The sequence below is a fragment of the Pseudomonas chlororaphis genome, from assembly GCF_001921865.1.
Lineage (GTDB): Bacteria > Pseudomonadota > Gammaproteobacteria > Pseudomonadales > Pseudomonadaceae > Aquipseudomonas > Aquipseudomonas chlororaphis_D.
Window position 1 is genome coordinate 132,741 of sequence record NZ_MSCT01000021.1, and the last position, 23,696, is coordinate 156,436.

The window sequence follows — 23,696 nt, forward strand, 5'->3', positions numbered from 1 at the left end:
GGAATACCCACAGCCACGACACGGATGTTCGGCATATTTAAGGAAGCGCCATGCACTGTCAACCCAAATACCAAGGACCGGTTTACATCTGGTTAAAAAACAAACAAATCTGTTTACTTTGCGACGAATCCACCGACACGCCCCAGCCCATCTGTACCGCCTGCGAAACCGAATTGCCGTGGCTCGGCGAGCAGTGCCAGATCTGCGCCCTGCCCCTGCCCATGGCCGGCCTGACCTGCGGCGAGTGCCTCAAGCGGCCGCCGGCTTTCGCCCGGGTGGTGACGCCCTGGCGTTATGGGTTCCCGGTGGACAGCCTGGTCAGCCGTTTCAAGCACAACGGAAAATGGCCCTTTGGCCGTCTGTTGGCCGAACTTCTCGCGCAATCCCTGCTACATCGCTTCATCGAAGACCTGCCACGCCCCGACGCCCTGCTGCCGGTGCCCCTGGCCAGCCAGCGCCTGCGCCAGCGTGGCTACAACCAGGCCGCGATGCTCGCGCATTGGCTGAGCGAGATCCTGCATATCCCCTGGGACGAAAGCGTATTGCAGCGCATCCAGGACACGCCGCCACAGCAAGGCCTGGATGCCCAGGCGCGGCAACGCAACCTGCGCCATGCTTTTGCCCTGACGCCGGGCGCACCGGTCGCGGGCCGGCACCTGGCACTGGTGGACGACGTACTGACCACCGGCGCGACGGCCCACGCCCTGGCACGGCTGCTGCTCAGGGCCGGGGCGCGACGGGTCGACGTGTATTGCCTGGCACGCACGCCGAAACCCGGCGCACCCGACTGAACTTGACTCTCGGCCCTCAAACCGCACACTCCCTGTCCATCCCCAGCGCGCAAAGCATCCAGCCATGTCCCTGCCTACCTTGTTGACCCAGCACATCGTCCGCCGCCCGCAGCGCATTGCCCTGCTGCAACACATCGCCGAGCAGGGCTCGATCACCCGCGCGGCGAAAAGCGCGGGCTTGAGCTACAAGGCCGCCTGGGACGCCATCGACGAGTTGAACAACCTGGCGCAAAAGCCTTTGGTCGAACGCAGTGTCGGCGGCAAGGGCGGCGGCGGCGCCCGGCTTTCCACCGAGGGCGAGCGGGTGCTGCGTCTCTACCAGCGCCTGCAAGCCTTGCAGGCCCAGGTGCTGGAAGCGGCGGAAGACGCCGCCGACCTCGACCTGCTGGGACGCCTGATGCTGCGCACCAGCGCCCGTAACCAGTTGCACGGCACGGTGCTGGCCGTCGCAGCCCAGGGCCGCAACGACCTGGTGCGCCTGGCACTGGCCGCGGACCTGGTCGTCCAGGCGCAGATCACCCACGACAGCACCCTGCGCCTGGAGCTGGAGCCCGGCACCGAGGTGGTCGCGCTGATCAAGGCCGGCTGGCTGGAATTGCTCGCCGGCGAACAGCCCGCAACACCTGGACACAATTGTTTGCAAGGCACCCTGGAGGAAATCCTCGATGCCGAGGACGGCCCCAGCGAACTGCGGATCGTCCTGCCCAGCGGCCAGACGCTCTGCGCCCTGGCCGAACCGCTGCAACTGAGAACGCTCGGCTTGAGCGCCGGAAAACCCGTGCGCGTGCAGTTCTCACCGTCCAACGTGCTGCTCGGCACACCGCTGTAAACCCGCCCGAATGGGGCCGGTCGCGATGCAGGCGCCGCTCCTGCAACCGCAGGAGGTCCTGCGGACCTGGCGCAGCCTGCGGCAGCGGCAACAAAGACCACAGATCCCTCTGTAGCCGCTCGATCCGGGCGGCATTCCAACACAGCGGGCGCGCTCTTGCAGGCGGTACACAAGGCTCAACGCTGCAACATGTTCGTCATCGACGCTGATTAAGGTGGCTGCAAAAACCTGCAGGGAGCCTGTGATGAGCCTATTAGAAGAAGATCAACCCACCGACCTCGAGAAGATGGTCGGCCTCAGCCGCCGTGGTTTCATCAGTGCCGGCGCCCTGTGCGGCGCGGCCATGTTTCTCGGCGGCAACCTGCTGAGCCGCAGCGTGCTGGCCGCCAGTGTCAGCGCCGGCTCCAGCAAGCTGCTGGGCTTTGAAGGCATTGCCGCCGCCACCAGCGACAGCATCACCTTGCCGCCGGGCTACAAGTCCTCGGTCCTGATCAGCTGGGGCCAGCCCCTGCAGAAGAACGGCCCGGCCTTCGACCCGAGCGGCAATGGCACCGCCGCCGCCCAGGAAGTCCAGTTCGGCGACAACAACGACGGCATGAGCCTGTTCGCCTTCCCGGACGACAGGAACCGGGCGCTGATGGCGATCAACAACGAATACACCAACTACCGCTACCTCTACCCCCACGGCGGCATGCCGCAATCGGCCGAAGACGTGCGCAAGGCCTTGGCCAGCGAAGGCGTGTCGGTGATCGAGGTGCAGCGGCGCAACGGCCAGTGGCAGTTCGTCCAGGGCTCGCGCTACAACCGGCGCATCCACGGCAACGCGAAACTGCGCCTGAGCGGCCCCGCTGCTGGCCACGCGCTGATGAAAACCAGCGCCGACAAGAGCGGCCGCAAAGTCCTCGGCACCTTCCAGAACTGCGCCAACGGCAAGACGCCGTGGGGCACCTACCTGACCTGCGAAGAGAACTTCACCGACTGCTTCGGCAGCAGCAATGCCCAGCAGAGCTTCGACGCCGCGCAGAAGCGCTACGGTGCCTCGGTGGCCAGCCGCGACATCAACTGGCACCAGCATGACCCGCGTTTCGACCTGGCGAAGAACCCCAACGAACTCAACCGTCACGGCTGGGTGGTGGAGATCGACCCGTTCGACCCGCAGTCCACGCCGATCAAGCGCACCGCCCTGGGCCGCTTCAAGCATGAAAACGCCGCCCTGGCCGAAACCCGCGACGGTCGCGCCGTGGTGTACATGGGCGACGACGAACGTGGCGAGTTCATCTACAAGTTCATCAGCCGTGACCGCATCAACCATCGCAACCCCAAGGCCAACCGCGACCTGCTGGACCACGGCACCTTGTATGTGGCGATCTTCGACAACGGCGACGGCAACCCGGACCACCCCAAAGGCCAGGGCAAGTGGGTCGAACTCAGCCATGGCAAGAACGGCATCGACGCCAGCAGCGGCTTCGCCGACCAGGCCGAAGTACTGATCCACGCCCGCCTGGCGGCCAGCGTGGTCAAGGCCACGCGCATGGACCGCCCGGAATGGATCGTGGTCAGCCCGAAAGACGGCCAGGTCTACTGCACCCTGACCAACAACTCCAAACGCGGCGAAGACGGCCAGCCGGTAGGCGGCCCGAACCCGCGGGAGAAAAACGTCTACGGGCAAATCCTGCGCTGGCAGACCGCTCGCGGCGACCACGGCTCGATGAACTTCACCTGGGACCTGTTCGTGGTGGCCGGCAACCCGAGCGTGCATGCGGGCCAGCCCAAAGGCGGCTCGTCGAACATCACCCCGCAGAACATGTTCAACAGCCCCGACGGCCTGGGCTTCGACAAGGCCGGCCGGCTCTGGATCCTCACCGACGGCGACGTCAGCAACGTTGGCGACTTCGCCGGCATGGGCAACAACCAGATGCTCTGTGCCGACCCCGCCACCGGCGAGATCCGCCGCTTCATGGTCGGACCGGTAGGCTGCGAAGTCACCGGCATCAGCTTCTCGCCGGACCAGAAGAGCCTGTTCGTGGGCATCCAGCATCCGGGCGAGAACGGCGGATCGACCTTCCCCGAGCACCTGCCCAACGGCAAGCCGCGCTCCTCGGTGATGGTCATCACCCGGGAAGACGGCGGTATCGTCGGCGCCTGATAGAACGCATCGCGAGCCAGCCCGTTCCTACGATTGTCGCCGACCTGTAGGAGCGAGCTGGCTCGTGATAGCGTCGCCCAGCCACCACCTCATCCCTCGCCTGCGTTACCATGCCTGGCCGGACGCAGCAGCCTGCTGCTCGCAGGAGTCAGCATGTCGCACCCGTTTGATAGCCTTACCCCCGATCTGGTCCTCGATGCCGTCGAAAGCCTCGGCTTTCTCAGCGACGCCCGCGTCCTGGCCCTCAACAGCTACGAAAACCGCGTGTATCAGGTCGGCATCGAAGACAGCGAGCCGCTGATCGCCAAGTTCTACCGCCCGCAGCGCTGGACCAACGAAGCGATTCTCGAAGAGCACCGTTTCACCTTCGAACTCGCCGAGTGCGAAGTGCCGGTGGTCGCACCCATGATTTATCAAGGCGAAAGCCTGTTCGAGCATCAGGGCTTTCGTTTTGCCCTGTTCCCCCGCCGTGGCGGCCGGGCGCCGGAACCCGGCAACCTCGACCAGTTGTACCGCCTCGGGCAATTGCTCGGCCGCCTGCACGCAGTGGGCGCCACCCGCCCGTTCGAGCATCGCGAAGCGCTGGGGGTGAAGAACTTCGGCCACGACTCGCTGGCCACCCTGCTGGAAGGCGACTTCATTCCCAGAAGCCTGCTGCCGGCCTACGAATCGGTGGCCCGCGATTTGCTCAAGCGGGTGGAGGAGGTCTACCAGGCCACGCCGCACCAGAACATCCGCATGCACGGCGACTGTCACCCCGGCAACATGATGTGCCGCGACGAGGTGTTCCATATCGTCGACCTCGACGACTGCCGCATGGGCCCGGCGGTGCAGGACCTGTGGATGATGCTCGCCGGCGATCGCCAGGAATGCCTCGGGCAGCTGTCGGAACTGATGGACGGCTACAGCGAATTCCACGACTTCGACCCGCGCGAACTGGCGCTGATCGAACCGCTGCGCGCCCTGCGCCTGATGCACTACAGCGCCTGGCTGGCGCGGCGCTGGGACGATCCGGCTTTTCCCCGCAGCTTTCCCTGGTTCGGCAACGAACGTTATTGGGGCGACCAGGTGCTGGCGCTGCGCGAACAGTTGGCGGCGCTGAACGAAGAGCCGTTGAAGCTGTTCTGAACCGTCCTGCCTGGACTGTAGGAGCGAGGCTTGCCCGCGATGAACGATAACGCGGACCTGCCTTAAGAACGAGGCGCTCCCTTCGCGGGCACGCCTCGCTCCTACGACAATGGATTGACCGCGGAATCGGTCAACCGTGACTACGCCGACAAAGACATAGTCAGACAAATCTCCTTACAATCACTGCCTTTGTTAGCTGCCTAAGCAAGGACTCTGCATGCAAGCCGCCAACCCGCGTCGCGGGTACATCCTGGGCCTGAGCGCCTACATCATCTGGGGCCTGTTCCCGATCTACTTCAAAGCCATCGCCAACGTGCCCGCCGTGGAAATCATCATCCACCGGGTGCTCTGGTCCGCGCTGTTCGGCGCGCTGCTGCTGATGGTCTGGAAACACCCCGGCTGGTGGCGCGAACTGCGGGACAATCCCAAGCGCCTGGCGATCCTGGCCCTGAGCGGCACCCTGATCGCGGCCAACTGGCTGACCTACGTCTGGTCGGTGAACAACGGGCGCATGCTCGAAGCCAGCCTGGGTTACTACATCAACCCACTGGTCAACGTACTGCTGGGCATGCTGATCCTCGGTGAAAAGTTGCGGCGCATGCAGTGGCTGGCCGTCGGCCTGGCGGCAGTCGGCGTGGCGCAGCAGGTGTGGCAAGTCGGCAGCCTGCCCTGGGTGTCGCTGGTGCTGGCGCTGACCTTCGGTTTCTACGGGCTGATCCGCAAGCAGGCACCGGTCAAGGCGCTGCCGGGGCTGGTGGTGGAAACCTGGATGCTGGTGCCGATTGCCGTGGCCTGGCTGCTGCTCAACCCGGGCGCCACCAGCGCCCAGTCGGCGTTCTGGACCAGCTCCGAAGCCTGGTGGCTGGTGGCAGCCGGCCCGGTCACCCTGGTGCCGCTGGTGTGCTTCAACGCCGCCGCCCGCCACCTGCCCTACACCACCCTGGGTTTCCTCCAGTACCTGGCGCCGACCCTGGTGCTGTTGCAGGCGGTCCTGCTGTTCGGCGAGCACCTGTCATCGAGCACCCTGGTGGCGTTCATGTTCATCTGGGCCGGCCTGGCGGTGTACAGCGTGGATGCCTGGCTGAGCCTGCGCAAGCGCGCCTGATCAATAAACGTACAAAGCCCTGCAGGCCACGACTGGCATGGCCTGCAGCTATCCTTCCCAAGGTTATCCACAGCGTGATCCCCGCCGTTTGTGCACAAGCCCTTGAAACTGCTGGTTTTTTGATCAGATCACGAAGAGCCGCAGCCGGCCTGGTCCAGAGCCCGGTCTCTACAGGTTATCCACAGGCGCATGCACGTTAATACTGGATAACCCAACGCCCGTCCCGGCTCACACCTCGCTGCGCAGCACCAATTCCACCATCAGGTCGTCCGCCAGGGTTTCCAGGCGCGACTGCAAGACATCCAGGGACAAGGTCAACGGCACCGCCAGGATCGCCTCGGCGTGGAACAGCGGTTCGCTGCTCATGGGCGCCGGACGCACTTCGGTGACCAGTCGCTCCAGGTTCACCCCCTGCTCGCTCAACAACCGAGTGATATCACGCACGATGCCCGGCCGGTCGTTGCCCACCAACTCCATGGCGATCGGCTTCCAGGTGCAGGCTTGCTCGATGCCGCTTTCGGCGATCAGTACCCGGATGCCCTGGGTCGCCAATCCCTGCAAGGCGTCCACCAACTCGTCGTAGGCTTCCGCCGGCACGCCGACCCGCAGGATGCCGGCGAACTGCCCCGCCATGCGCGACATGCGGCTCTCCAGCCAGTTGCCGCCATGCTCGGCGATGCATTGGGCGATGCGCTCGACCTGTCCGGGTTTATCCGGGGCGAATACGGTGAGTACGAGGTGGTCCATGGCGCAGCCCTCTGTCATGACGTTTGTTATAGAAGGCCAAGTATAGGCAAGCCACAGGGTCGCAGCGGCTCGGTAGGAGCGAAGCTTGCTCGCGACAAGGATCACTCGGCCGACATCGTCGACGACCGTCAGGACGCCATCGCGAGCAAGCTCCGCTCCTACAAGGAACATGGGGACAAAGACGAATCGTGTACATGTTTTTAGAATTCTATGGAACAATCCGCGAGTTTTTTGAGAACATCCCATCTTCCGGCGTGACCGGAGCGCGAAATTGGGTCGCGGAACGACGTATTTAGTCTAATTTTCACAACCGCAATTCATCATGTAGTATGCCGCAGCGCGCACTACATAACGTTGGATCGATGTCTGCCAAGGCGCAGTCGCAACCCTGAAAGCCCCGTCAGCAAGGCTTCAAGCCGTTGATTGGAACCATCCCAGCCGCCAGCGATGGCATGTACTGGTAGAGGGGTTTGTGGTTTAAATGGCCAGAGGCTTCATTGTCAATTTGAAGAGCTGAAAAGCGAAATAGCTGAGCAGAGTGAGGCAAGCAATGACTGAACACGTTCAAGTCGGTGGCCTGCAGGTCGCCAAAGTCCTGTTCGACTTCGTGAACAACGAAGCCATTCCCGGTACCGGCCTCACCGCCGACACGTTCTGGGCCGGCGCCGACAAGGTCATCCATGACCTGGCGCCGAAGAACAAAGCCCTACTCGCCAAACGCGACGATTTCCAGGCGCGTATCGATGCCTGGCACCAGTCCCGTGCCGGCCAGGCCCATGACGCCGTGGCCTACAAAGCTTTCCTGCAAGACATCGGTTATCTGCTGCCAGAAGCGGCGGACTTCCAGGCCACGACGCAAAACGTCGATGACGAGATCGCCCGCATGGCCGGTCCGCAGCTGGTGGTCCCGGTGATGAACGCGCGTTTCGCCCTCAACGCCTCCAACGCCCGCTGGGGCTCGCTGTACGACGCGCTCTATGGCACCGATGCCATCAGCGAAGCCGACGGCGCAGAAAAGGGCAAAGGCTACAACAAGGTCCGCGGCGACAAGGTCATCGCCTTCGCCCGCGCCTTCCTCGACGAAGCCGCGCCACTGGCCGCCGGCTCCCATGTCGACTCCAGCGGCTACAAGATCGTCGGCGGCAAGCTGGTGGTCGCCCTCAAGGGCGGCAGCAACAGCGGCCTGCGCGACGACGCCCAGCTGATCGGCTACCAGGGCGATGCCGCGGCGCCCACCGCGGTCCTGCTGAAACACAACGGCCTGCATTTTGAAATCCAGATCGATGCGTCCACCCCGGTCGGCCAGACCGACGCCGCCGGCGTCAAGGACGTGCTGATGGAAGCGGCCCTGACCACCATCATGGATTGCGAAGACTCGGTCGCCGCGGTCGATGCCGACGACAAGGTGGTGATCTACCGCAACTGGCTCGGCCTGATGAAGGGCGACCTGGCCGAAGAGGTGGCCAAGGGCGGCAAGACCTTCACCCGCACCATGAACGCCGACCGCGAATACACCGCGCCCAACGGCGGCAGCGTCAAGCTGCACGGCCGTTCGTTGCTGTTCGTGCGCAACGTCGGCCACCTGATGACCATCGACGCGATCCTCGACAACCAAGGCAACGAAGTGCCGGAAGGCATCCTCGATGGCCTGGTCACCAGCCTGGCGGCGATCCACAACCTCAACGGCAGCACCTTGCGCACCAACAGCCGCACCGGCTCGGTGTACATCGTCAAACCGAAGATGCACGGCCCTGAAGAAGCCGCGTTCACCAACGAGCTGTTCGGGCGCATCGAAGACGCGCTGAAGCTGCCGCGCAATACCCTGAAAGTCGGGATCATGGACGAGGAGCGCCGCACCACGGTCAACCTCAAGGCCTGCATCAAGGCGGCCAGCGAGCGCGTGGTGTTCATCAACACCGGCTTCCTCGACCGTACAGGCGACGAAATCCACACCTCCATGGAAGCCGGCGCCGTGGTGCGCAAGGCCGAGATGAAAGCCGCCAAATGGATCGGCGCCTACGAGAACTGGAACGTCGACATCGGCCTCTCCACCGGCCTGCAAGGTCGCGCGCAGATCGGCAAGGGCATGTGGGCCATGCCGGACCTGATGGCCGCCATGCTCGAACAGAAAATCGCTCACCCACTGGCCGGCGCCAACACCGCCTGGGTACCGTCGCCGACCGCCGCGGCCCTGCACGCCCTGCACTACCACAAGGTCGACGTGTTCGCCCGCCAGGCCGAACTGGCCAAGCGCGCCCGCGCTTCGGTAGACGACATCCTGACCATCCCACTGGCCACTAACACCAACTGGTCGGCCGAGGAAATCAAGAACGAACTGGACAACAACGCCCAGGGCATTCTCGGTTACGTGGTGCGCTGGATCGACCAGGGCGTGGGTTGTTCCAAGGTGCCGGATATCAACGATGTGGGCCTGATGGAAGACCGCGCCACCCTGCGCATTTCCAGCCAGCACATCGCCAACTGGCTGCGCCATGGCGTCGTCACCGAAGCCCAGGTCATGGAAAGCCTCAAGCGCATGGCGCCCGTGGTGGACCGGCAGAACGCCGGCGACACCCTGTACCGTCCGCTGGCGCCGAACTTCGACAGCAACATCGCCTTCCAGGCCGCGGTCGAGCTGGTGATCGAAGGCACCAAGCAACCGAACGGCTACACCGAGCCGGTGCTGCACCGTCGCCGTCGCGAGTTCAAGGCGCGCAACGGCCTGTAAAAAGCATGCGCTAAACGACAAAGCCCCGATCGCGAGATCGGGGCTTTTTTCGTTTCTGCCGGAAAATCGCTATCGCGAGCAAGCTCGCTCCTACAACGATGGCGTCATAAGCAACACCACCGACCTAAGGCACCACTCCCAGTTCATGCTTGACCAGCGCCAGCAACTTGCCGGTATCGATCGGCTTGAGCAGGAAGTCCACCACACTCAAGTGCATGGCGGCGATGGCGTCACGCACATCGGCGTCGCCGGAAATGATGATGATCGGCAGCGCCGCCCGTTCCGATTCGCGCACCAGGCGGATCAGGTCCAGGCCGCTGCCGGGGGCCATGCGCAGATCGGTGATCAGCAGGCCGATCGACTTGTTCGAGTTCAACAGTTCAAGCGCGGCCATGCCGTTGGCGGCGGTCATGCAGCGAATGCCATCCAGCCCCAGGATCTCCGACAACAACTCGCGGGCATCCTTGTCGTCGTCGGCAATCAACACACGCTGGGCCGGCAGGTCAGGCTCGAGCATCACGGCGTTCAGCGCCTCACGCTCGGCATCGCTCAAAATATCGTGGTCGGACATGGCGTTCTCTACATATTCGGATCAATCCCCTAGCACAGTGGTCAGACATCGCTAAGCAGGCCTTCAATGTGCACTTCGTCGGATTTTTTTCCAAGAGGGCCGATAAGTACTTTTTGCACGGTTTCGACAGCGCCTTGAAGCGAATTAACAGGTGCCGGACCGCTACCTAGACTTACGTCCAATGGGCACCCCGCACCGGGCGACCGACCATGGCCAAAGACCCGACCACGACAAATCCAAAAAGACTGCGGTAATGGTTATGAGTAAAGCGGATGCCTTCACCCAGGCAGGGAAAACCGCGGTGTTGCAGAACATCCACGGCACGATGCAATTCCTCCAGCGGTTCCCCCCTTTCAATCAGATGGAAAACGCTCACCTGGCGTACCTGGTCGAGCAATGCCAGCTGCGTTTCTACGGCCCCGGCGAGAGCATCATCAAGCCCACCGACGGACCGGTCGAACACTTCTATATCGTCAAGCAGGGCCGGGTGGTCGGCGAGCGCCAGCACGCCCTCAAGGGCGGCACCGAGACCACCTTCGAAATCACCACCGGCGAGTGCTTTCCCCTCGCCGCGCTGCTCGGCGAGCGCGCCACCCGCACCGAACACCTGGCGGCCGAAGACACCTTCTGCCTGCAACTGAACAAGCCGGCCTTCATCAAGCTGTTCGCCCTGTGCGCGGTATTCCGCGACTTCGCCTTGCGCGGCGTCAGCAGCCTGCTGGACCAGGTCAACCAGCAGGTCCAGCAGAAGGCCGTGGAAACCCTCGGTACCCAGTACTCCCTCAACACCCGGCTGGGCGAATTGGCGATGCGCCATCCGGTGACATGCAGCCCGTCCACCCCGCTGCGCGAAGCCGTGAGCCTGATGCATGAACAACAGGTCGGCAGCATAGTGGTCGTCGACGAACGCAAGGCACCGCTGGGGATCTTCACCCTGCGTGACCTGCGCCAGGTGGTGGCCGACGGCACCAGCGATTTCACCCAGGAGATCGAACGGCACATGACCCAGGCGCCGTTCGCCTTATCGCCGGACCACAGCGCCTTCGATGCCGCCATCGCCATGACCGAACGCCACATCGCCCACGTCTGCCTGGTCAAGGAGCAGCGCCTGTGCGGCGTGGTCTCCGAGCGCGATCTGTTTTCCCTGCAACGGGTCGACCTGGTGCACCTGGCGCGGACCATCCGCAACGCGCCGCGCGTCGACAACCTGGTGGCGCTTCGCGGCGAGATCGGCCAGTTGGTGGAACGCATGCTGGCCCACGGCGCCTCCTCGACCCAGATCACCCACATCATCACCCTGCTCAACGACCACACCGTGTGCCGGGTCATCGAGTTGACCCTGGCCGACAAGGGCGACCCCGGCGTGCCGTTCAGCTGGCTGTGTTTCGGCAGCGAAGGCCGGCGCGAACAGACCCTGCACACCGACCAGGACAACGGCATCCTGTTCGAGGCCCGCGATGCCGTGCACGCCGCCGAAATCCGCGGCAAGCTGCTGCCCCTGGCGCAGCAGATCAACCACAGCCTGGCGCTGTGCGGTTTCAGCCTGTGCAAGGGCAACATCATGGCCGGCAACCCCGAGCTGTGCCTGTCCCGGGCCGAATGGGCGCGGCGCTTCGCCGCCTTCATTCGCGAAGCCACGCCGGAAAACCTGCTGGCGTCGAGCATCTATTTCGACCTGCGGGTGGTCTGGGGCGACGAGCAGGGCTGCGCGCAACTGCGCCGCGGCATCCTCGACCAGGTCGGCGACAACCGCCTGTTCCAGCGCATGATGGCCGAGAACGCGCTGCGCCAGCGCCCGCCGGTGGGGCGTTTCCGCGAGTTCGTGCTGGCCCGGAAAAATGGCGAGAAGGCCACCCTGGACCTCAAGGTCCAGGGACTCACGCCCTTCGTCGACGGCGCGCGCCTGCTGGCCCTGGCCAACGGTATCGACGCCAACAACACCCTGGAGCGCCTGCGCCAGCTGGTGGCCCGAGAGGTCATCGAGACCCTCGACGGCGCTGCCTATGAAGAGGCCTACCACTTCATCCAGCAGACCCGCATGCAACAGCACCAATTGCAGACCCGGCAGAACCAGCCGTACTCCAATCGCGTCGACCCGGACAGCCTCAACCACCTGGACCGGCGGATCCTGCGCGAGTCGCTGCGCCAGGCCCAGCGCCTGCAAAGCAGCCTGGCGCTGAGGTATCAGCTATGAGCCTGTTCGCTTGGTTGCGCCCGGCCAGCGCGGCGCTCAGCGTCGAACAGCATCAGCGCCGCGAACGCCTGGCCGCCGCGGCGGCGCTGGGCGAATGCAGCCTGCGCGAACAACGCTGGGTGGTGCTGGACCTGGAAACCACGGGGCTGAACCTCAACCGCGACCAGGTGTTGTCCATCGGCGCGGTGGTCATAGAAGACGGTGCCATCGATTTGGGCCAGCAGTTCGAGCGCACCTTGCAGCGCGTCGACCACAAGCTCAGCCCCAGCGTGCTGATTCACGGCCTGGGGCCCAGCGCGATCGCCGCCGGCAGCGACCCGGTGGAAGCCTTGCTCGACTTCATGGCGTTCGTCGGCGACAGCCCGCTGCTGGCGTTCCACGCATCGTTCGACCAGCACATGCTCGGCCGGGCCCTGAAGGACAGCCTGGGCTATCGCCTGCAGCATCCGTTCCTCGACGTCGCCGAGATGGCCCCGCTGCTGTGTCCGCACGCCCCTATCCGCGAAGCCGGGCTGGACGACTGGCTGGCCCACTTCAAGCTGCACGTCGGCGAACGCCACCATGCCGCCGCCGATGCCCTGGCCACCGCCGAACTGGCGCTGATCCTGTTCCACCGCGCCCGCCAACAGCAGATCCACAGCCCGCTGAACCTGCAACAGCGGCTCGGCCAATGGAAACGCCGACAACAGACCCCCTCCTTCTAACCTGTGGCCGCTGCCGAGCCAGAGCGAGGCTGCACCCAACAACGCCGTGGCCGCAGCGGTGCATCAGACAGAACGCACAACCCCGACAGCGGCCAGGTATCAGATTAATCGCAGCCGACCAGCGCCCATTGCGCGGCTCATTGCGCCCTGCCACAATCGCGAATAATTCTCGTTAGTTTCAACTTCTCGATTGGTGATACGCCGTGTCGTCAGCCCAAAGCCCCCACAGTGACCTCGTTGGCGCGTTGTATCGCGACCATCGCGGCTGGCTGCTGGCCTGGCTGCGGCGCAACGTGGCCTGCCCGCAGCGGGCGGAGGACCTGAGCCAGGACACCTTCGTGCGCCTGCTCGGCCGCGACGACCTGAAAGCCCCGCGCGAGCCGCGGGCGTTCCTGGTGGCCATCGCCAAGGGCCTGCTGTTCGACTACTTCCGCCGCGCCGCGCTGGAACAGGCCTACCTCACCGAACTGATGCTGGTCCCGGAAGAGGAACAACCCTCGCCGGAAGCCCAGCAGTTGATCCTCGAAGACCTCAAGGCCATCGACCGCCTGCTCGGCAAGCTGTCGAGCAAGGCCCGCGCGGCCTTCCTCTATAACCGCCTCGACGGCCTCGGCCACGCCGAAATCGCCGAACGCCTCGGCGTGTCCGTGCCGCGGGTCCGCCAGTACCTGGCCCAGGGCATCCGCCAGTGCTACGTCGCCCTGTACGGGGAGCCGCTATGAGCGCGCTCAACGCCAAGCCGGTATCCGCCCGAGTGCTCGACGCGGCGATTGCCTGGCAGCTGTCGCTGGACTCCGGCGAAGGCAGCCCGATGGCCCGCGAAGAGTTCGCCAAGTGGCACGCCGCCGACGAAGAGCACGCCCGCGCCTGGCGCCAGCTGGGCATGCTCGACCAGCGCTTCAGTGTCGCCAGCGGCCCGGCCCGCAACGCCCTGCTGCAATCGCGCGAGGGCGTTCGCCGGCGCGTGCGCAAGCTCGGTAGCGGGCTGGCCAGCATCGCCCTGCTGCTGGGCCTGGCCTTGTTCGCCGGCGAGCGCTACGGCCAGCTGGACTACTGGCTCGCCGACCAGCGCACCGCCACGGGCGAGCAGCGCACCCTGCGCCTGGCCGACGGCACGGTGATCAACCTCAACACCCACAGCGCGCTGGATGTGCGCTTCGATGAAAAACAGCGACGCATCGTGCTGCAGGAAGGCGAGATCCTGATCGAAACCGGGCACAACGACGCCCGGCCCTTTATCGTCGAAACCCGCGAAGGCCATATGCGTGCCCTGGGCACGCGGTTCCTGGTCAAGCGCGAGGAACAGGGCACGCGTCTGAGCGTGCTGCAATCGGCCGTGGCCGCGCGACCGGAGTCGAGCCCGGACGAGCAGATCCTCAAGGAAGGCCAGCAGGTGCTGATGCGCCGCGACGGCCTTGGCCCGTTGCTGGCCCTGAGCCCCGGCGCCGATGCCTGGACCCGCGGCATGTTGGTGGTGGACAACGCGCGCCTGGCGGACCTGGTGAGCGAGCTGGGGCGTTATCGCCGCGGCCACCTGGGCGTGGCCGACGACGTGGCCGACCTGCGCATCACCGGCAGCTTCCCGCTGCACGACACCGACCTGGCCCTGAGCGCGCTGTTGCCGACCCTGCCGGTGCAAATCGAGCGGCACACGCCATGGTGGGTAACGGTGGCGGCGCAGGCCAAGGGCAAGCCTTGACTAGCGCCGGAGCCATCGGCGCGCCGCCGTCCCTGTAGGAATAAGGCCACCAGGAACACCGCCTCACCCACCTGAAACGCCCCGTTTTTGCGAAATCGAAATTATTTTCAATTCGCCCTATCACTTTTTGAATCTCGTCCGGCACATAGGCAATTGAGAAATACTTCCATTCAGGAGCCACCGTATGTCCCGTTCGCTAGACACCCTGTTGCGCCCCAGCCTGTTGGCCGTGGCGATTGCCCTTTGCGCCCCGCTGGCCAGCACCACGCTGATCGCCGCCGAACAGGCGTCCAGCGTGCGCGCCTACAACTTGCCGGCCGCGCCCCTGGCCAGCACCCTGAACCAGATCGCCAGCCAGGCCGGCCTGGCCTTGAGCCTCAACCCGGGCCTGGCCGCCGGCAAGACCTCGGCCCCGGTCAAGGGCCAGTTCGACGCCGCCGGCGCCCTGCGCGAGGCCCTGCGCGGCACCGGCCTGCAACTGGAACAGAGCAGCGCCGGCACCTACAGCCTGGTGGCGATTCCCGAGGGCGTGGTGGCCTTGCCGGAGACCAGCATTACCGGGCAGGGCAGCTACGAAAGCGCCTGGGGTCCGGTCGAAGGTTATGTCGCCAAGCGCACTGCCGCTGGCACCAAGACCGATACCGCTCTTGCCGAAGCGCCCCGTTCGATTTCGGTCGCCACTCGCGAGCAAATGCAGGACCGTGCCGTCCAGAACCTCGATGACGCCGTGCGTTATATGCCGGGTGTCACGGCCAGCAGCTATGGCAGCGACAGTCGCGCCGAGTGGCTGAAAGTCCGTGGCTTTGAACCGACCCAGTTCCTGGATGGCCTGCCGTTGCCCAAGGGCACCTACACCATGCCGAAGATGGAAACCTGGGACCTGGAACGCGTTGCCCTGCTGCGTGGCCCGGCTTCTTCGGTATATGGCCAGACGCCTCCCGGTGGCCTGATCGATATGGTCAGCCGTCGCCCGGAAGCCACCAACAGCAACGAAGTCCAACTGCAAATCGGTAGCTACCAGCGTAAACAGATCAGTTTCGACAGCACCGGCCCGATCGACGACGAAGGTCGTTTCCTCTACCGGGTCACCGGTGTGGTGCGGGACAGTAACTCGGCCATCGAGCACAACGACGACAAGCGCTACAACATCGCTCCCAGCCTGACCTGGAACATCGATGAAGACACCAAGCTGACCTTCCTCAGCCAGTTCAACCGCGACGATACCGGCATCACCAGCCAGTTCTTGCCATTGCAAGGCACCAAGCTGTCGACGCCTGCCGGTGAGGTGAAGTACCACAAGAACCTTGGCGATCCAGAATGGGAGTTCTACGACAAGACCTATTACGCATTGGGTTATGCCTTCGAACACCGCCTGGACGATGTCTGGCAGTTCCGCCAGAACCTGCGTTATACCAAGAGCGACCTGTCCTTCCAGGGCATTACCGCAGGTGGCTACTACGGTTCGGTAAGCGACGACGGCACCGTTGCCCGTGGCGCCAACATCGTCAATGAAGACATCAGCCAGTTCGCCGTGGACAACAACTTCCAGGCCGACTTCCAGACCGGCGCCATCAAGCACACACTGCTGCTCGGACTCGATCACCAGCGCGTCAATACCAACTACAAATGGCTGTACGGCAACGCGCCGACCAGCAACATCATCAACCCGATCTACGGCCAGGACTTCAGCAAGGTCCAATACACCGCTTACAACGACTACAACCAGAAAACCCGGGACACCGGTTTGTATCTGCAGGACCAGATGGCCCTGGATAACTGGCGCCTGACCCTCGGTGGCCGCCAGGACTGGCTGCACACCGATTCGACCTTCTACAACCTGAACGCCAAAGACACCCGCGACGACAGTGCCTTTACCGGCAACGCGGCGCTGAGCTATGTCTTCGACTCCGGGTTCACCCCTTACATTTCCTATGCCGAGTCCTTCCAGGCCGAAGCCGGCGGCGCTAACGGTGCCGCCTTCCGCCCAGGTACAGGCAAGCAATACGAAGTGGGTCTCAAGTACCAACCACCGGGCATGGACATGCTGTTCACCGTGGCAGCCTATGACCTGACCCGTAAGGACATCGTTCTCAGCGACACCCTGGGTGTATCGCGTCCGCTGGGCGAAGCCAAGGTGCGCGGCCTGGAACTGGAGGCGACTGGCAACGTCAACGAGAACCTCAAGCTGACAGCGTCCTACACCTACGCCAACAGTAAAATGACCAAAGTCAGCGACCCCCTGGATAAAAACCGCCCACTGCCGCTGACCCCGGAAAACCAGGCCTCGGCCTGGGCCGACTACACCTGGCACACCGGCGTGCTGGACGGCTTTGGCATCGGCTTCGGCGTGCGCTACATCGGCGAAACGGACAATATCGCCATCGGCAGCATGGGCTACGTACGCGATAAGTCGGATGGCCATACCGACTCCTATACCGTCTACGATGCCGCCGTCCATTACGACCTGGGTCGCCTGAACAATACGCTCAAGGGTGTCAGCGTCGCCGTTAACGCCAATAACGTATTCGACAAGGAATACATATCGACCTGCGACGGCTTCTATTGCTACTACGGCGACCGCCGAAACGTCATGGCCAGCGTCAACTACAAGTGGTAACCGGCTAAGCTCATTGCGTCGAAACAAGGGTCACGGCCGCGCCGTGGCCCTTTTGCATTTGGATGATTCATGAAAAGCAAAACCATCCGCCGCTGGTCCTTTATCCACACCTGGACCAGCCTGATCTGCACGGTGTTCCTGCTGATGCTGGCCCTGACCGGGCTGCCGCTGATCTTTCACCATGAGATCGACCATTTGCTGGGCGACGCGCCGGAACTGCGCGAGATGCCCGCCGACACCCCGAAACTCGACCTGCAACAGCTGGTGCGCGCCGCCGAGGCCCATCGCCCGGGCGAGGTCATGCAGTACTTCGGCTGGGACGAGGAAGACCCCAACGGCGTGCTCACCATCATGGCCAGGACCGCCGGCACCGAGCCCAACTCGTCCCATACCTTCATGCTCGACGCGCGCACCGGCGAAGCCGTGGAAACCCCTTCGGCCAACGGCGGGCTGATGATGTTTTTCCTGCGCATGCATGTGGACATGTTCGCCGGCCTGCCGGGCAAGCTGCTGCTGGCCTTCATGGGGCTGCTGTTCGTGCTGGCGATCATTTCCGGGGTCGTGTTGTACCTGCCGTTCATGCGCCGGCTGACGTTCGCCACCGTGCGCCACGATAAATCCAGCCGCCTGCGCTGGCTCGACCTGCATAACCTGATCGGCGTGGTGACCCTCACCTGGGCCCTGGTGGTGGGCGTCACCGGGGTGATCAGCGCCTGCGCCGACCTGCTGATCGCCGCCTGGCGCAACGACAGCCTCAGCGCGATGATCGAGCCATACCGCGATGCACCGCCACTGACCCAACTGGCACCCGCCAGCCGCTTGCTGGACATTGCCCAAGAGGTGGCCCCGGGCATGCAGCCGGACTTCATCGCCTTTCCCGGCACGCGCTTTTCCAGCGAGCACCACTACGCGGTGTTCATGAAAGGCAGCACCCACCTGACGTCGCACCTGCTGACCCCGGTGCTGATCGACGCCAGCACCCTGCAGGTCACGGCGGTGGCCGAACGCCCCTGGTACATGGACGCCATGGGTATGTCGCAACCGCTGCACTTCGGCGATTACGGCGGCATGCCGATGAAAATCCTCTGGGCGGCCCTGGATGTGCTGACCATCGTCGTCCTCGCCAGCGGCCTGTACCTGTGGATCGTCCGGCGCCGTGCCGCCCGGCCGGCCCTGGGCGCGCAAGCCGGGGCGACGCCATGAAGCCGCGGCAATCGAGTTTCTGGAAGGTCTTCGGCGCGCCGCTGTTCATTGCCGTGCTCAGTGCCGCGGGGCTGTTCTCGGCACTGCTCGGCGACGGCATCTGGGACGCCCTGAGCTGGCTCGGCCTGGGCGTCCCGGCGGGGCTGGCGCTGCGCGGGTTGTTCAGTCGCAGGCGGGCGGCCTGACCCCGGCGGGGAAACCGCGCCACAGGTACAGTGCCAGCCCCAGGCCGATCGGCAGCACCGGGATAAAGACGCGGTTGTCCTGTTGCGCCTCGGCGGCGACCAGGACGCAGAACAGCGCCAGGGCCAGCAGCGGTACATAGCTGGCCGCCAGGCCCCAGCGCCAGGCTCGCGTCAATGGTCCGGGGCCGCGCAAGCCCAACAGGGCACACCCCAGGGCCGGCAGGGCCAGCGCCGGCAGCGCCCAGTACCGGGCCATCCAGGCAAACGCCAGGATCAGCTCCGGCTCGCCCTCGCCGTGGCGGCGAAACTCGTACTGCAAGGCCAGGTACACCGCCAGCACGCCCAACAGGCTCAGGGCCAGGCTGTACAACCCATGTCGAAGATAAGACCTGCGCATTCATCACTCCTTGTCTGTTCTGTTCGCCGCCCCGGTGGCCAGAGCCACCGGCTGCGCTAAGATCCCCGGGACCTGTGCTCCAACTTCCACCCGCGAGGAGTATTCATGTCCGCCCCAAGCCTGACGCTGTTCCACAACCCGGCATCACCTTACGTACGCAAAGTCATGGTGCTGCTGCACGAGACCGGCCAGCTGGACCATGTAGCCCTGCAAGGCTGCCAGCCAACCCCGGTGAACCCCGACGCCGCGCTCAACCAGGGCAACGCGCTGGGCAAGGTTCCCGCGCTGCGCCTGGCCGACGGCAACGTGCTGTACGACAGCCGGGTGATCCTCGAGTACCTCGACCAGCAACACGCGGGCCGCCCGCTGATCCCCCGCGAAGGCCCGGCCCGCTGGCGGCGCCTGACCCTGGCGGCGCTGGCCGACGGGATCATGGACGCCTCGGTGCTGATCCGTTACGAACTGGCCCTGCGTGCCCCCGAGAAACACTGGGAGCAGTGGCTCGATGGCCAGCGCGAGAAGATTCGCCGCGCCCTGGCCGTGCTCGAGGCCGATGCCCTTACCGAACTGGCCGGCCCTTTCGACGTGGCCGCACTCAGCGTCGCCTGTGCCCTGGGCTACCTCGACTTCCGCCACCCCGACCTGCGCTGGCGCGATGCCCAGCCGCGGCTCGCGACCTGGTACGCCGAGGCCAGTCAACGGCCGTCGATGCTGGCGACCCAGCCGCCGGCTTGAGGCTGGGAGGCCTTATCGCGAGCCAGCTCGCTCCTACCCAAAGCGTCGCTGCCCCTGTAGGAGCAAGCTTGCTCGCGATAGCCGCACAGCGGCGCCTCGGGCAACGACTCGACAATCCACACCAGCAAGGCCCGGGCCGCCTGCCGATCTTCACGCAGCCCCAGGTTACTCATGGGCCACCGCCTTATCCTGCGCCCGGGCCGGCTTGCCCTGGCCCACGCCGTACCAGTCGAGCTTGCGGGTCAGCACCATGAACACGCCGAGCAGGCCGAACAGCAGCAGCGAGCCCATCAGCAGCGCGTAGTCCTCGGCGCTGAGCAAGCCGTACAACAGGCCGTACAGGGCGGCCAGGCCGACGGCGAAACTCAGGCCGTGGCCCAGGCTGCGCAACACATGGCAGACGTAGAAACCGATCAGCGTCACGCAGGCACCGGCCGACAGCAGGTAGGCCAGGGCGAAGCCGATGTGTTCCGACAGCGACAGCAGCAACAGGTAGAAGAACGCCAGGGCCACGCCCACCAACGCGTATTGCACCGGGTGCACCGCCAGGCTCTTGAGCACCTCGAAGAGGAAGAAGCCGGCAAAGGTCAGGGCAATGAACAACAGCGCGTATTTGATCGCCCGGTCGCTCTTGAGGTACTGGTCCACCGGGTCGATGAAGCTCACGCCGAACGTGCGGTTCTTGAATTCCTCGCACCGTTCGCTGCTCAGGCAATTGACCAGCGCGCTTTCCAGGTTGGTGGAGAAAAACGAGGCCTGCCAGTTGGCGACGAAGCCCAGGTCGGAGATTTCACGCTGGGCCGGCAGGTAGTCGCCGAAGAAGCTCGGATGCGGCCAGTCGGCTTGCAGGCGCACCTTGCTGGTCTTGCCCACCGGCAGCACTTGCAACTGGCCGGTGCCTTGCAATTGCAGATTGAAGGCGAAGTCCAGGTTGGTACCGCGCTTGCCGTCCAGCAGCGGCAACTCGACGTGCACACCCTCCCCCAGCCAGTCGAGCTGGGTGCCCGGGGCGAACGCCAGGTTCTGCCCGTTCAGTTCGAGGGTCAGCGCCTGTTCGATACCGCGGATGTCGCTGATGCCCACAGCGAGATACGGCGGCTCGAACCGGTAGTCGGCGAAGTCTTCCTTGATGCCCATCTGCTCCGGTACGGCAAACTGCCCGCTGATACGGTTGTTGGCGTGGAACAGCCGGGCCTGGTAAATCCCCCGGGCCCGCACTTCGGTGCGTACCTGGCCGTCGAGTTCGAAATGCTCCGGCAGGAAATACAGCTGCCCGCGCTCTTCGCCCAATTCCTGGTAGCGCTGGTTGGTTTTCTCGTTGGTTTTCCAGGTCCGCACCACCTTGCGGTAAGGCACCACCATCAGCGGGCCGCTGATCTGTTGGCGGTAGCTGGAGCTGCGGGCAATGTCGGTGAGCACGCCGTCGCGCAGCTCCTGGCGCTCCTGGATCAGCCCGTCGATCATCAGCAGCGGGACCAGCAACAACAGGATCAATAGGGCGATGGCCCCGAGTTTTATCGTCAGACTGCGGTTCATGGGTTCTCTCCCTGTTCGAATGGGGGAGAGTCTGGGAGACCGGTGTGGGGGTTTTATGGGGGGAATGTGGAGAGTCTGTGGAGATTCGATCCGCTGAATCATCGATCACATCCAGCTGTAGCCGCTGGCGCAGCCTGCGCACGGCCGCGCAGCGGTCGTAAAACCGGACGGCGCGTTTTATCAGGTAAATCGCGGACTCAGGGCTGACGGCCGCTTCGCGACCGAGCGCAGCCTCGCAGGCTCGGCAGCGGCTACAACGGCTCCGTGCATCCTTCGCCGTTGGATCAGGCCGGAAACTGCAGCGTCACTTCAACGCCTCCAGGCACATTGCCGATCCGCATCCGGCCGCCGTGCAACTGCACCACCTCCTCGACGAAGTTCAGCCCCAAACCCGTGCTTTTACGCCCGCTGTCGGGCCGCGGCAGGGAATAGAAACGCTCGGTCAGGCGTGCCAGGGCATAGTCGGGAATGGGCTCGGCCTGGTTGTACAGGCTCACGCTCAGTTGCTCGCCCGTGTGGCAGGCAGTCACCCGCAGCACGCCGCCGACGGGGGTGAAGTCCAGGGCGTTTTCCAGCAGGTTGCCCAGGGCCTGGCGCAACAGGAAAGCCTCGCCCGACAGCGCAAGCCCTGGCTCGATGGACTGCTCGACCTGCAAGCGCCGGCCTTCGATCCGCGCTTTCTGGCTGTCCAGCACCTGTGCCACCAGGTCCGCCAGCGGCACCGCCACCCGCTCTTCCAGGCCCTGGCGCTGCTCGACTTGCGCCAGGTTGAGCAAGCGTTCGATCAGGTGCTGCATGCGCGCGCTCTCGCTGTCGATATTGCCGACAAAACGCGCGCGCTGCTCGCCGGGCATGTCGCCCTGGAGCAGCTCCGCCGCGCCGCGGATCGCCGCCAGCGGGCTTTTCAGTTCATGGGTCAGGGTGTGCACGTAGCGCTCGACATAGGCCTTGCCCTCCAGCTGGGTGCGCATGTGCTCCACCGCCGTGGCCAGTTGCTCCAGCTCGCCGCCGCGATAGTGCGGCAGCGCGGCGCGGCGGCCTTCGCTGACCGCCTGGGCGTAGCCGGTAAGCCGGCGCAGGGCCACGCTCAGCCACCACGACAGCAAGGCGCCGAACAGCAGGCCCAGGCCGATCAGCCCGGCGCCGTACCACAGCAGGCGGCGCTCGGTGCGGTCGACATAGGGCTGCAAGGAACTGTTGGGCTTGGCCACGGTGACCACGCCGATGATCCGGCCGTTATCGCGGATCGGCGCGCCGACATGCATCACCGAGGAGTTCGGGTCGTCCGCCACGCTGCGCGAGGAGCGCGCGCCGTATTGGCCGCGCAGGGTCAGGTAGACATCGTTCCAGCGCGAGTAATCCTGGCCCACCGCCAGGCCGCTGGAGTCCAGCACCACCTTGCCCTGGGCGTCGGTGACGTAGATCCGGTGGTTGACCTGGTTTTTCGGCAGGCCCCAGATAGTCGCCGCCGGCTGGCGCTCGCCATAGGCCTTGAGCAGCTCCGGCCAACGGTTCTCGTTGAGGGTGCCGGCCTTGAAATCGTCCCGCAGGATTTCCGCCAGCAGGTTGGCGGTGTCCACCAGGGTTTCCTCGGTGGACTGGCGCACGCCCGGGCGGATCTCCTCCATCACGGTGTTGAGCACGAAATAGCCGGTCAGGCCGACGAACAGCACGTAGACCAGGAAAATCCGGATGGCCAACGGCATCAGCCGTGCCCCGGGCTGTAGCTGTAGCCCAGGCCGCGATGGGTCTGGATCGGTTCGGCAGCGGCCGCCACCAGGCGCAGTTTGGCCCGCAGGCTCTTGATATGGCTGTCGATGCTGCGCTCGTAGCCGGCATCCGCCGCCACCCCCAGGGCGTCGAGCAGTTGCTCGCGGCTGAACACCCGCTCGGGTTGCTCCAGCAGGCAATGCAGCAGGCGGAATTCATGGCGGGTCAGGCTCAACGGCTGGCCGCGATAGCTGATCTGGAACTTGTCGGTATCGACCTGGAACACCGCGGCCGGCGCCTCCACCGCAGCCCGCGGCGCCATGCGCTTGAGGATGGCCTTGACCCGGGCCGCGACCTCACGCGGGCTGAAGGGCTTGATCACATAATCGTCGGCGCCGATTTCCAGACCCACCACCCGGTCGATCTCCCCATCGCGGGCGCTGAGGAACATCACCGGCACCTCGCTGAAGCGCCGCAGTTGCTTGCAGGTTTCAAAGCCGCTGATGTCCGGCAGGCCGATGTCGAGAATCAGCAGGTCCGCCGGGGTACTGCGCTGATAATCCAGCGCCGCCTGCCCGAGACTCAGCCAGGTGGTGCCGAACCCTTCGCCCTGCAGGGCAAAAATCAGCGTATCGGCAATCGCCGCTTCGTCTTCGACAATCAGGATATGA

At 64.7% G+C, this 23,696-nt stretch carries 21 protein-coding genes; 14 read left to right on the forward strand and 7 right to left on the reverse strand.

Translation table 11 applies throughout. The features are described 5' to 3' along the window. The first annotated feature begins 50 nt into the window (after positions 1-50). The 5 genes from BTN82_RS27200 (at position 51) to rarD (ending at position 5,999) form a co-directional block, all read left to right on the forward strand. Positions 51-791: a ComF family protein gene (locus tag BTN82_RS27200; protein WP_075122117.1), complete on the forward strand. Its 741-nt coding sequence runs from the start codon at positions 51-53 to the stop codon at positions 789-791. A 64-nt stretch (positions 792-855) separates the two neighbouring features. Then, positions 856-1,620 carry a TOBE domain-containing protein gene (locus tag BTN82_RS27205; RefSeq protein WP_075122118.1) on the forward strand — a complete coding sequence of 255 codons (765 nt, stop codon included), beginning with the start codon at positions 856-858 and terminating at the stop codon, positions 1,618-1,620. Positions 1,621-1,864: 244 nt separating this feature from the next. Continuing rightward, positions 1,865-3,766, forward strand: a complete 1,902-nt coding sequence (locus tag BTN82_RS27210) for a PhoX family protein (RefSeq protein ID WP_075122119.1) — start codon at positions 1,865-1,867, stop codon at positions 3,764-3,766. A gap of 153 nt (positions 3,767-3,919) precedes the next feature. Next, positions 3,920-4,894, forward strand: a complete 975-nt coding sequence (locus BTN82_RS27215; RefSeq protein ID WP_075122120.1) for a serine/threonine protein kinase — start codon at positions 3,920-3,922, stop codon at positions 4,892-4,894. A 217-nt stretch (positions 4,895-5,111) separates the two neighbouring features. Beyond that, positions 5,112-5,999: an EamA family transporter RarD gene (gene rarD / locus BTN82_RS27220; protein ID WP_075122121.1), complete on the forward strand. Its 888-nt coding sequence runs from the start codon at positions 5,112-5,114 to the stop codon at positions 5,997-5,999. A 228-nt stretch (positions 6,000-6,227) separates the two neighbouring features. Here the strand turns inward: rarD and BTN82_RS27225 are convergent, their stop codons facing one another. Next, on the reverse strand, positions 6,228-6,746 hold the full coding sequence (locus BTN82_RS27225; protein ID WP_075122122.1) for a glycine cleavage system protein R: 519 nt from the start codon (positions 6,744-6,746) through the stop codon (positions 6,228-6,230). Positions 6,747-7,296: 550 nt separating this feature from the next. On the opposite strand from BTN82_RS27225, the gene BTN82_RS27230 reads away from it, so the two are divergent. Then, positions 7,297-9,474 carry a malate synthase G gene (locus BTN82_RS27230; RefSeq protein ID WP_075122123.1) on the forward strand — a complete coding sequence of 726 codons (2,178 nt, stop codon included), beginning with the start codon at positions 7,297-7,299 and terminating at the stop codon, positions 9,472-9,474. A gap of 124 nt (positions 9,475-9,598) precedes the next feature. On the opposite strand, the gene BTN82_RS27235 is transcribed toward BTN82_RS27230, so the two are convergent. Continuing rightward, on the reverse strand, positions 9,599-10,045 hold the full coding sequence (locus tag BTN82_RS27235; RefSeq protein WP_075122124.1) for a response regulator: 447 nt from the start codon (positions 10,043-10,045) through the stop codon (positions 9,599-9,601). Between the two features lie 253 nt (positions 10,046-10,298). Between BTN82_RS27235 and BTN82_RS27240 the strand changes: the two genes are divergently transcribed. From BTN82_RS27240 to BTN82_RS27270, 7 genes are all read left to right on the forward strand, one after another. Continuing rightward, a complete protein-coding gene (locus BTN82_RS27240) occupies positions 10,299-12,239 on the forward strand; it encodes a putative nucleotidyltransferase substrate binding domain-containing protein (protein WP_075122125.1) in 1,941 nt (646 codons plus the stop codon). After that, entirely contained in the window at positions 12,236-12,943 is a 708-nt protein-coding gene (locus tag BTN82_RS27245; RefSeq protein ID WP_075122126.1) for a PolC-type DNA polymerase III, read from the forward strand. Before BTN82_RS27240 ends, BTN82_RS27245 begins: the two co-directional genes overlap by 4 nt. Before the next feature lie 203 nt (positions 12,944-13,146). Beyond that, positions 13,147-13,665 carry an RNA polymerase sigma factor gene (locus tag BTN82_RS27250; RefSeq protein ID WP_075122127.1) on the forward strand — a complete coding sequence of 173 codons (519 nt, stop codon included), beginning with the start codon at positions 13,147-13,149 and terminating at the stop codon, positions 13,663-13,665. Further along, positions 13,662-14,642, forward strand: a complete 981-nt coding sequence (locus BTN82_RS27255; protein WP_075122128.1) for a FecR domain-containing protein — start codon at positions 13,662-13,664, stop codon at positions 14,640-14,642. The genes BTN82_RS27250 and BTN82_RS27255 overlap by 4 nt, the downstream gene beginning before the upstream one ends. Positions 14,643-14,826: 184 nt before the next feature. Continuing rightward, positions 14,827-17,259 (forward strand): TonB-dependent siderophore receptor, encoded by a 2,433-nt coding sequence (locus BTN82_RS27260; protein ID WP_075122129.1) that lies wholly within the window; start codon positions 14,827-14,829, stop codon positions 17,257-17,259. Between the two features lie 69 nt (positions 17,260-17,328). Beyond that, positions 17,329-18,462, forward strand: a complete 1,134-nt coding sequence (locus tag BTN82_RS27265) for a PepSY-associated TM helix domain-containing protein (protein ID WP_075122130.1) — start codon at positions 17,329-17,331, stop codon at positions 18,460-18,462. Continuing rightward, a complete protein-coding gene (locus BTN82_RS27270; RefSeq protein WP_075122131.1) occupies positions 18,459-18,647 on the forward strand; it encodes a hypothetical protein in 189 nt (62 codons plus the stop codon). The genes BTN82_RS27265 and BTN82_RS27270 overlap by 4 nt, the downstream gene beginning before the upstream one ends. Here the strand turns inward: BTN82_RS27270 and BTN82_RS27275 are convergent. Further along, on the reverse strand, positions 18,625-19,044 hold the full coding sequence (locus BTN82_RS27275; RefSeq protein WP_081375523.1) for a hypothetical protein: 420 nt from the start codon (positions 19,042-19,044) through the stop codon (positions 18,625-18,627). The genes BTN82_RS27270 and BTN82_RS27275 overlap by 23 nt on opposite strands. 105 nt (positions 19,045-19,149) lie before the next feature. Here BTN82_RS27275 and BTN82_RS27280 point away from each other — a divergent pair, with 105 nt between their 5' ends. After that, a complete protein-coding gene (locus BTN82_RS27280) occupies positions 19,150-19,779 on the forward strand; it encodes a glutathione S-transferase family protein (RefSeq protein WP_075122132.1) in 630 nt (209 codons plus the stop codon). Here BTN82_RS27280 and BTN82_RS31260 read toward each other — a convergent pair. The 4 genes from BTN82_RS31260 to creB all read right to left on the reverse strand — a co-directional run. Further along, positions 19,740-19,952, reverse strand: a complete 213-nt coding sequence (locus BTN82_RS31260; RefSeq protein ID WP_148169621.1) for a hypothetical protein — start codon at positions 19,950-19,952, stop codon at positions 19,740-19,742. The genes BTN82_RS27280 and BTN82_RS31260 overlap by 40 nt on opposite strands. After that, complete coding sequence (gene creD / locus BTN82_RS27285) at positions 19,945-21,315, reverse strand: cell envelope integrity protein CreD (RefSeq protein WP_075122133.1); 1,371 nt, start codon at positions 21,313-21,315, stop codon at positions 19,945-19,947. The genes BTN82_RS31260 and creD overlap by 8 nt, the downstream gene beginning before the upstream one ends. A gap of 284 nt (positions 21,316-21,599) precedes the next feature. Beyond that, positions 21,600-23,021: a two-component system sensor histidine kinase CreC gene (gene creC, locus BTN82_RS27290; RefSeq protein ID WP_075122134.1), complete on the reverse strand. Its 1,422-nt coding sequence runs from the start codon at positions 23,019-23,021 to the stop codon at positions 21,600-21,602. Continuing rightward, a partial coding sequence (gene creB, locus BTN82_RS27295) for a two-component system response regulator CreB (RefSeq protein WP_075122135.1) occupies positions 23,021-23,696 on the reverse strand: 676 nt, incomplete at its 5' end. The genes creC and creB, both read right to left, overlap by 1 nt.

Coding starts and splice junctions, on each gene's coding strand:
- BTN82_RS27200 (WP_075122117.1), top strand. CDS start 51: ATGCACTGTCAACCCAAATACCAAGGACCGGTTTACATCTGGTTAAAA.
- BTN82_RS27205 (WP_075122118.1), top strand. CDS start 856: ATGTCCCTGCCTACCTTGTTGACCCAGCACATCGTCCGCCGCCCGCAG.
- BTN82_RS27210 (WP_075122119.1), top strand. CDS start 1,865: ATGAGCCTATTAGAAGAAGATCAACCCACCGACCTCGAGAAGATGGTC.
- BTN82_RS27215 (WP_075122120.1), top strand. CDS start 3,920: ATGTCGCACCCGTTTGATAGCCTTACCCCCGATCTGGTCCTCGATGCC.
- rarD (WP_075122121.1), top strand. CDS start 5,112: ATGCAAGCCGCCAACCCGCGTCGCGGGTACATCCTGGGCCTGAGCGCC.
- BTN82_RS27225 (WP_075122122.1), bottom strand. CDS start 6,746: ATGGACCACCTCGTACTCACCGTATTCGCCCCGGATAAACCCGGACAG.
- BTN82_RS27230 (WP_075122123.1), top strand. CDS start 7,297: ATGACTGAACACGTTCAAGTCGGTGGCCTGCAGGTCGCCAAAGTCCTG.
- BTN82_RS27235 (WP_075122124.1), bottom strand. CDS start 10,045: ATGTCCGACCACGATATTTTGAGCGATGCCGAGCGTGAGGCGCTGAAC.
- BTN82_RS27240 (WP_075122125.1), top strand. CDS start 10,299: ATGGTTATGAGTAAAGCGGATGCCTTCACCCAGGCAGGGAAAACCGCG.
- BTN82_RS27245 (WP_075122126.1), top strand. CDS start 12,236: ATGAGCCTGTTCGCTTGGTTGCGCCCGGCCAGCGCGGCGCTCAGCGTC.
- BTN82_RS27255 (WP_075122128.1), top strand. CDS start 13,662: ATGAGCGCGCTCAACGCCAAGCCGGTATCCGCCCGAGTGCTCGACGCG.
- BTN82_RS27260 (WP_075122129.1), top strand. CDS start 14,827: ATGTCCCGTTCGCTAGACACCCTGTTGCGCCCCAGCCTGTTGGCCGTG.
- BTN82_RS27265 (WP_075122130.1), top strand. CDS start 17,329: ATGAAAAGCAAAACCATCCGCCGCTGGTCCTTTATCCACACCTGGACC.
- BTN82_RS27270 (WP_075122131.1), top strand. CDS start 18,459: ATGAAGCCGCGGCAATCGAGTTTCTGGAAGGTCTTCGGCGCGCCGCTG.
- BTN82_RS27275 (WP_081375523.1), bottom strand. CDS start 19,044: ATGCGCAGGTCTTATCTTCGACATGGGTTGTACAGCCTGGCCCTGAGC.
- BTN82_RS27280 (WP_075122132.1), top strand. CDS start 19,150: ATGTCCGCCCCAAGCCTGACGCTGTTCCACAACCCGGCATCACCTTAC.
- BTN82_RS31260 (WP_148169621.1), bottom strand. CDS start 19,952: ATGAGTAACCTGGGGCTGCGTGAAGATCGGCAGGCGGCCCGGGCCTTG.
- creD (WP_075122133.1), bottom strand. CDS start 21,315: ATGAACCGCAGTCTGACGATAAAACTCGGGGCCATCGCCCTATTGATC.
- creC (WP_075122134.1), bottom strand. CDS start 23,021: ATGCCGTTGGCCATCCGGATTTTCCTGGTCTACGTGCTGTTCGTCGGC.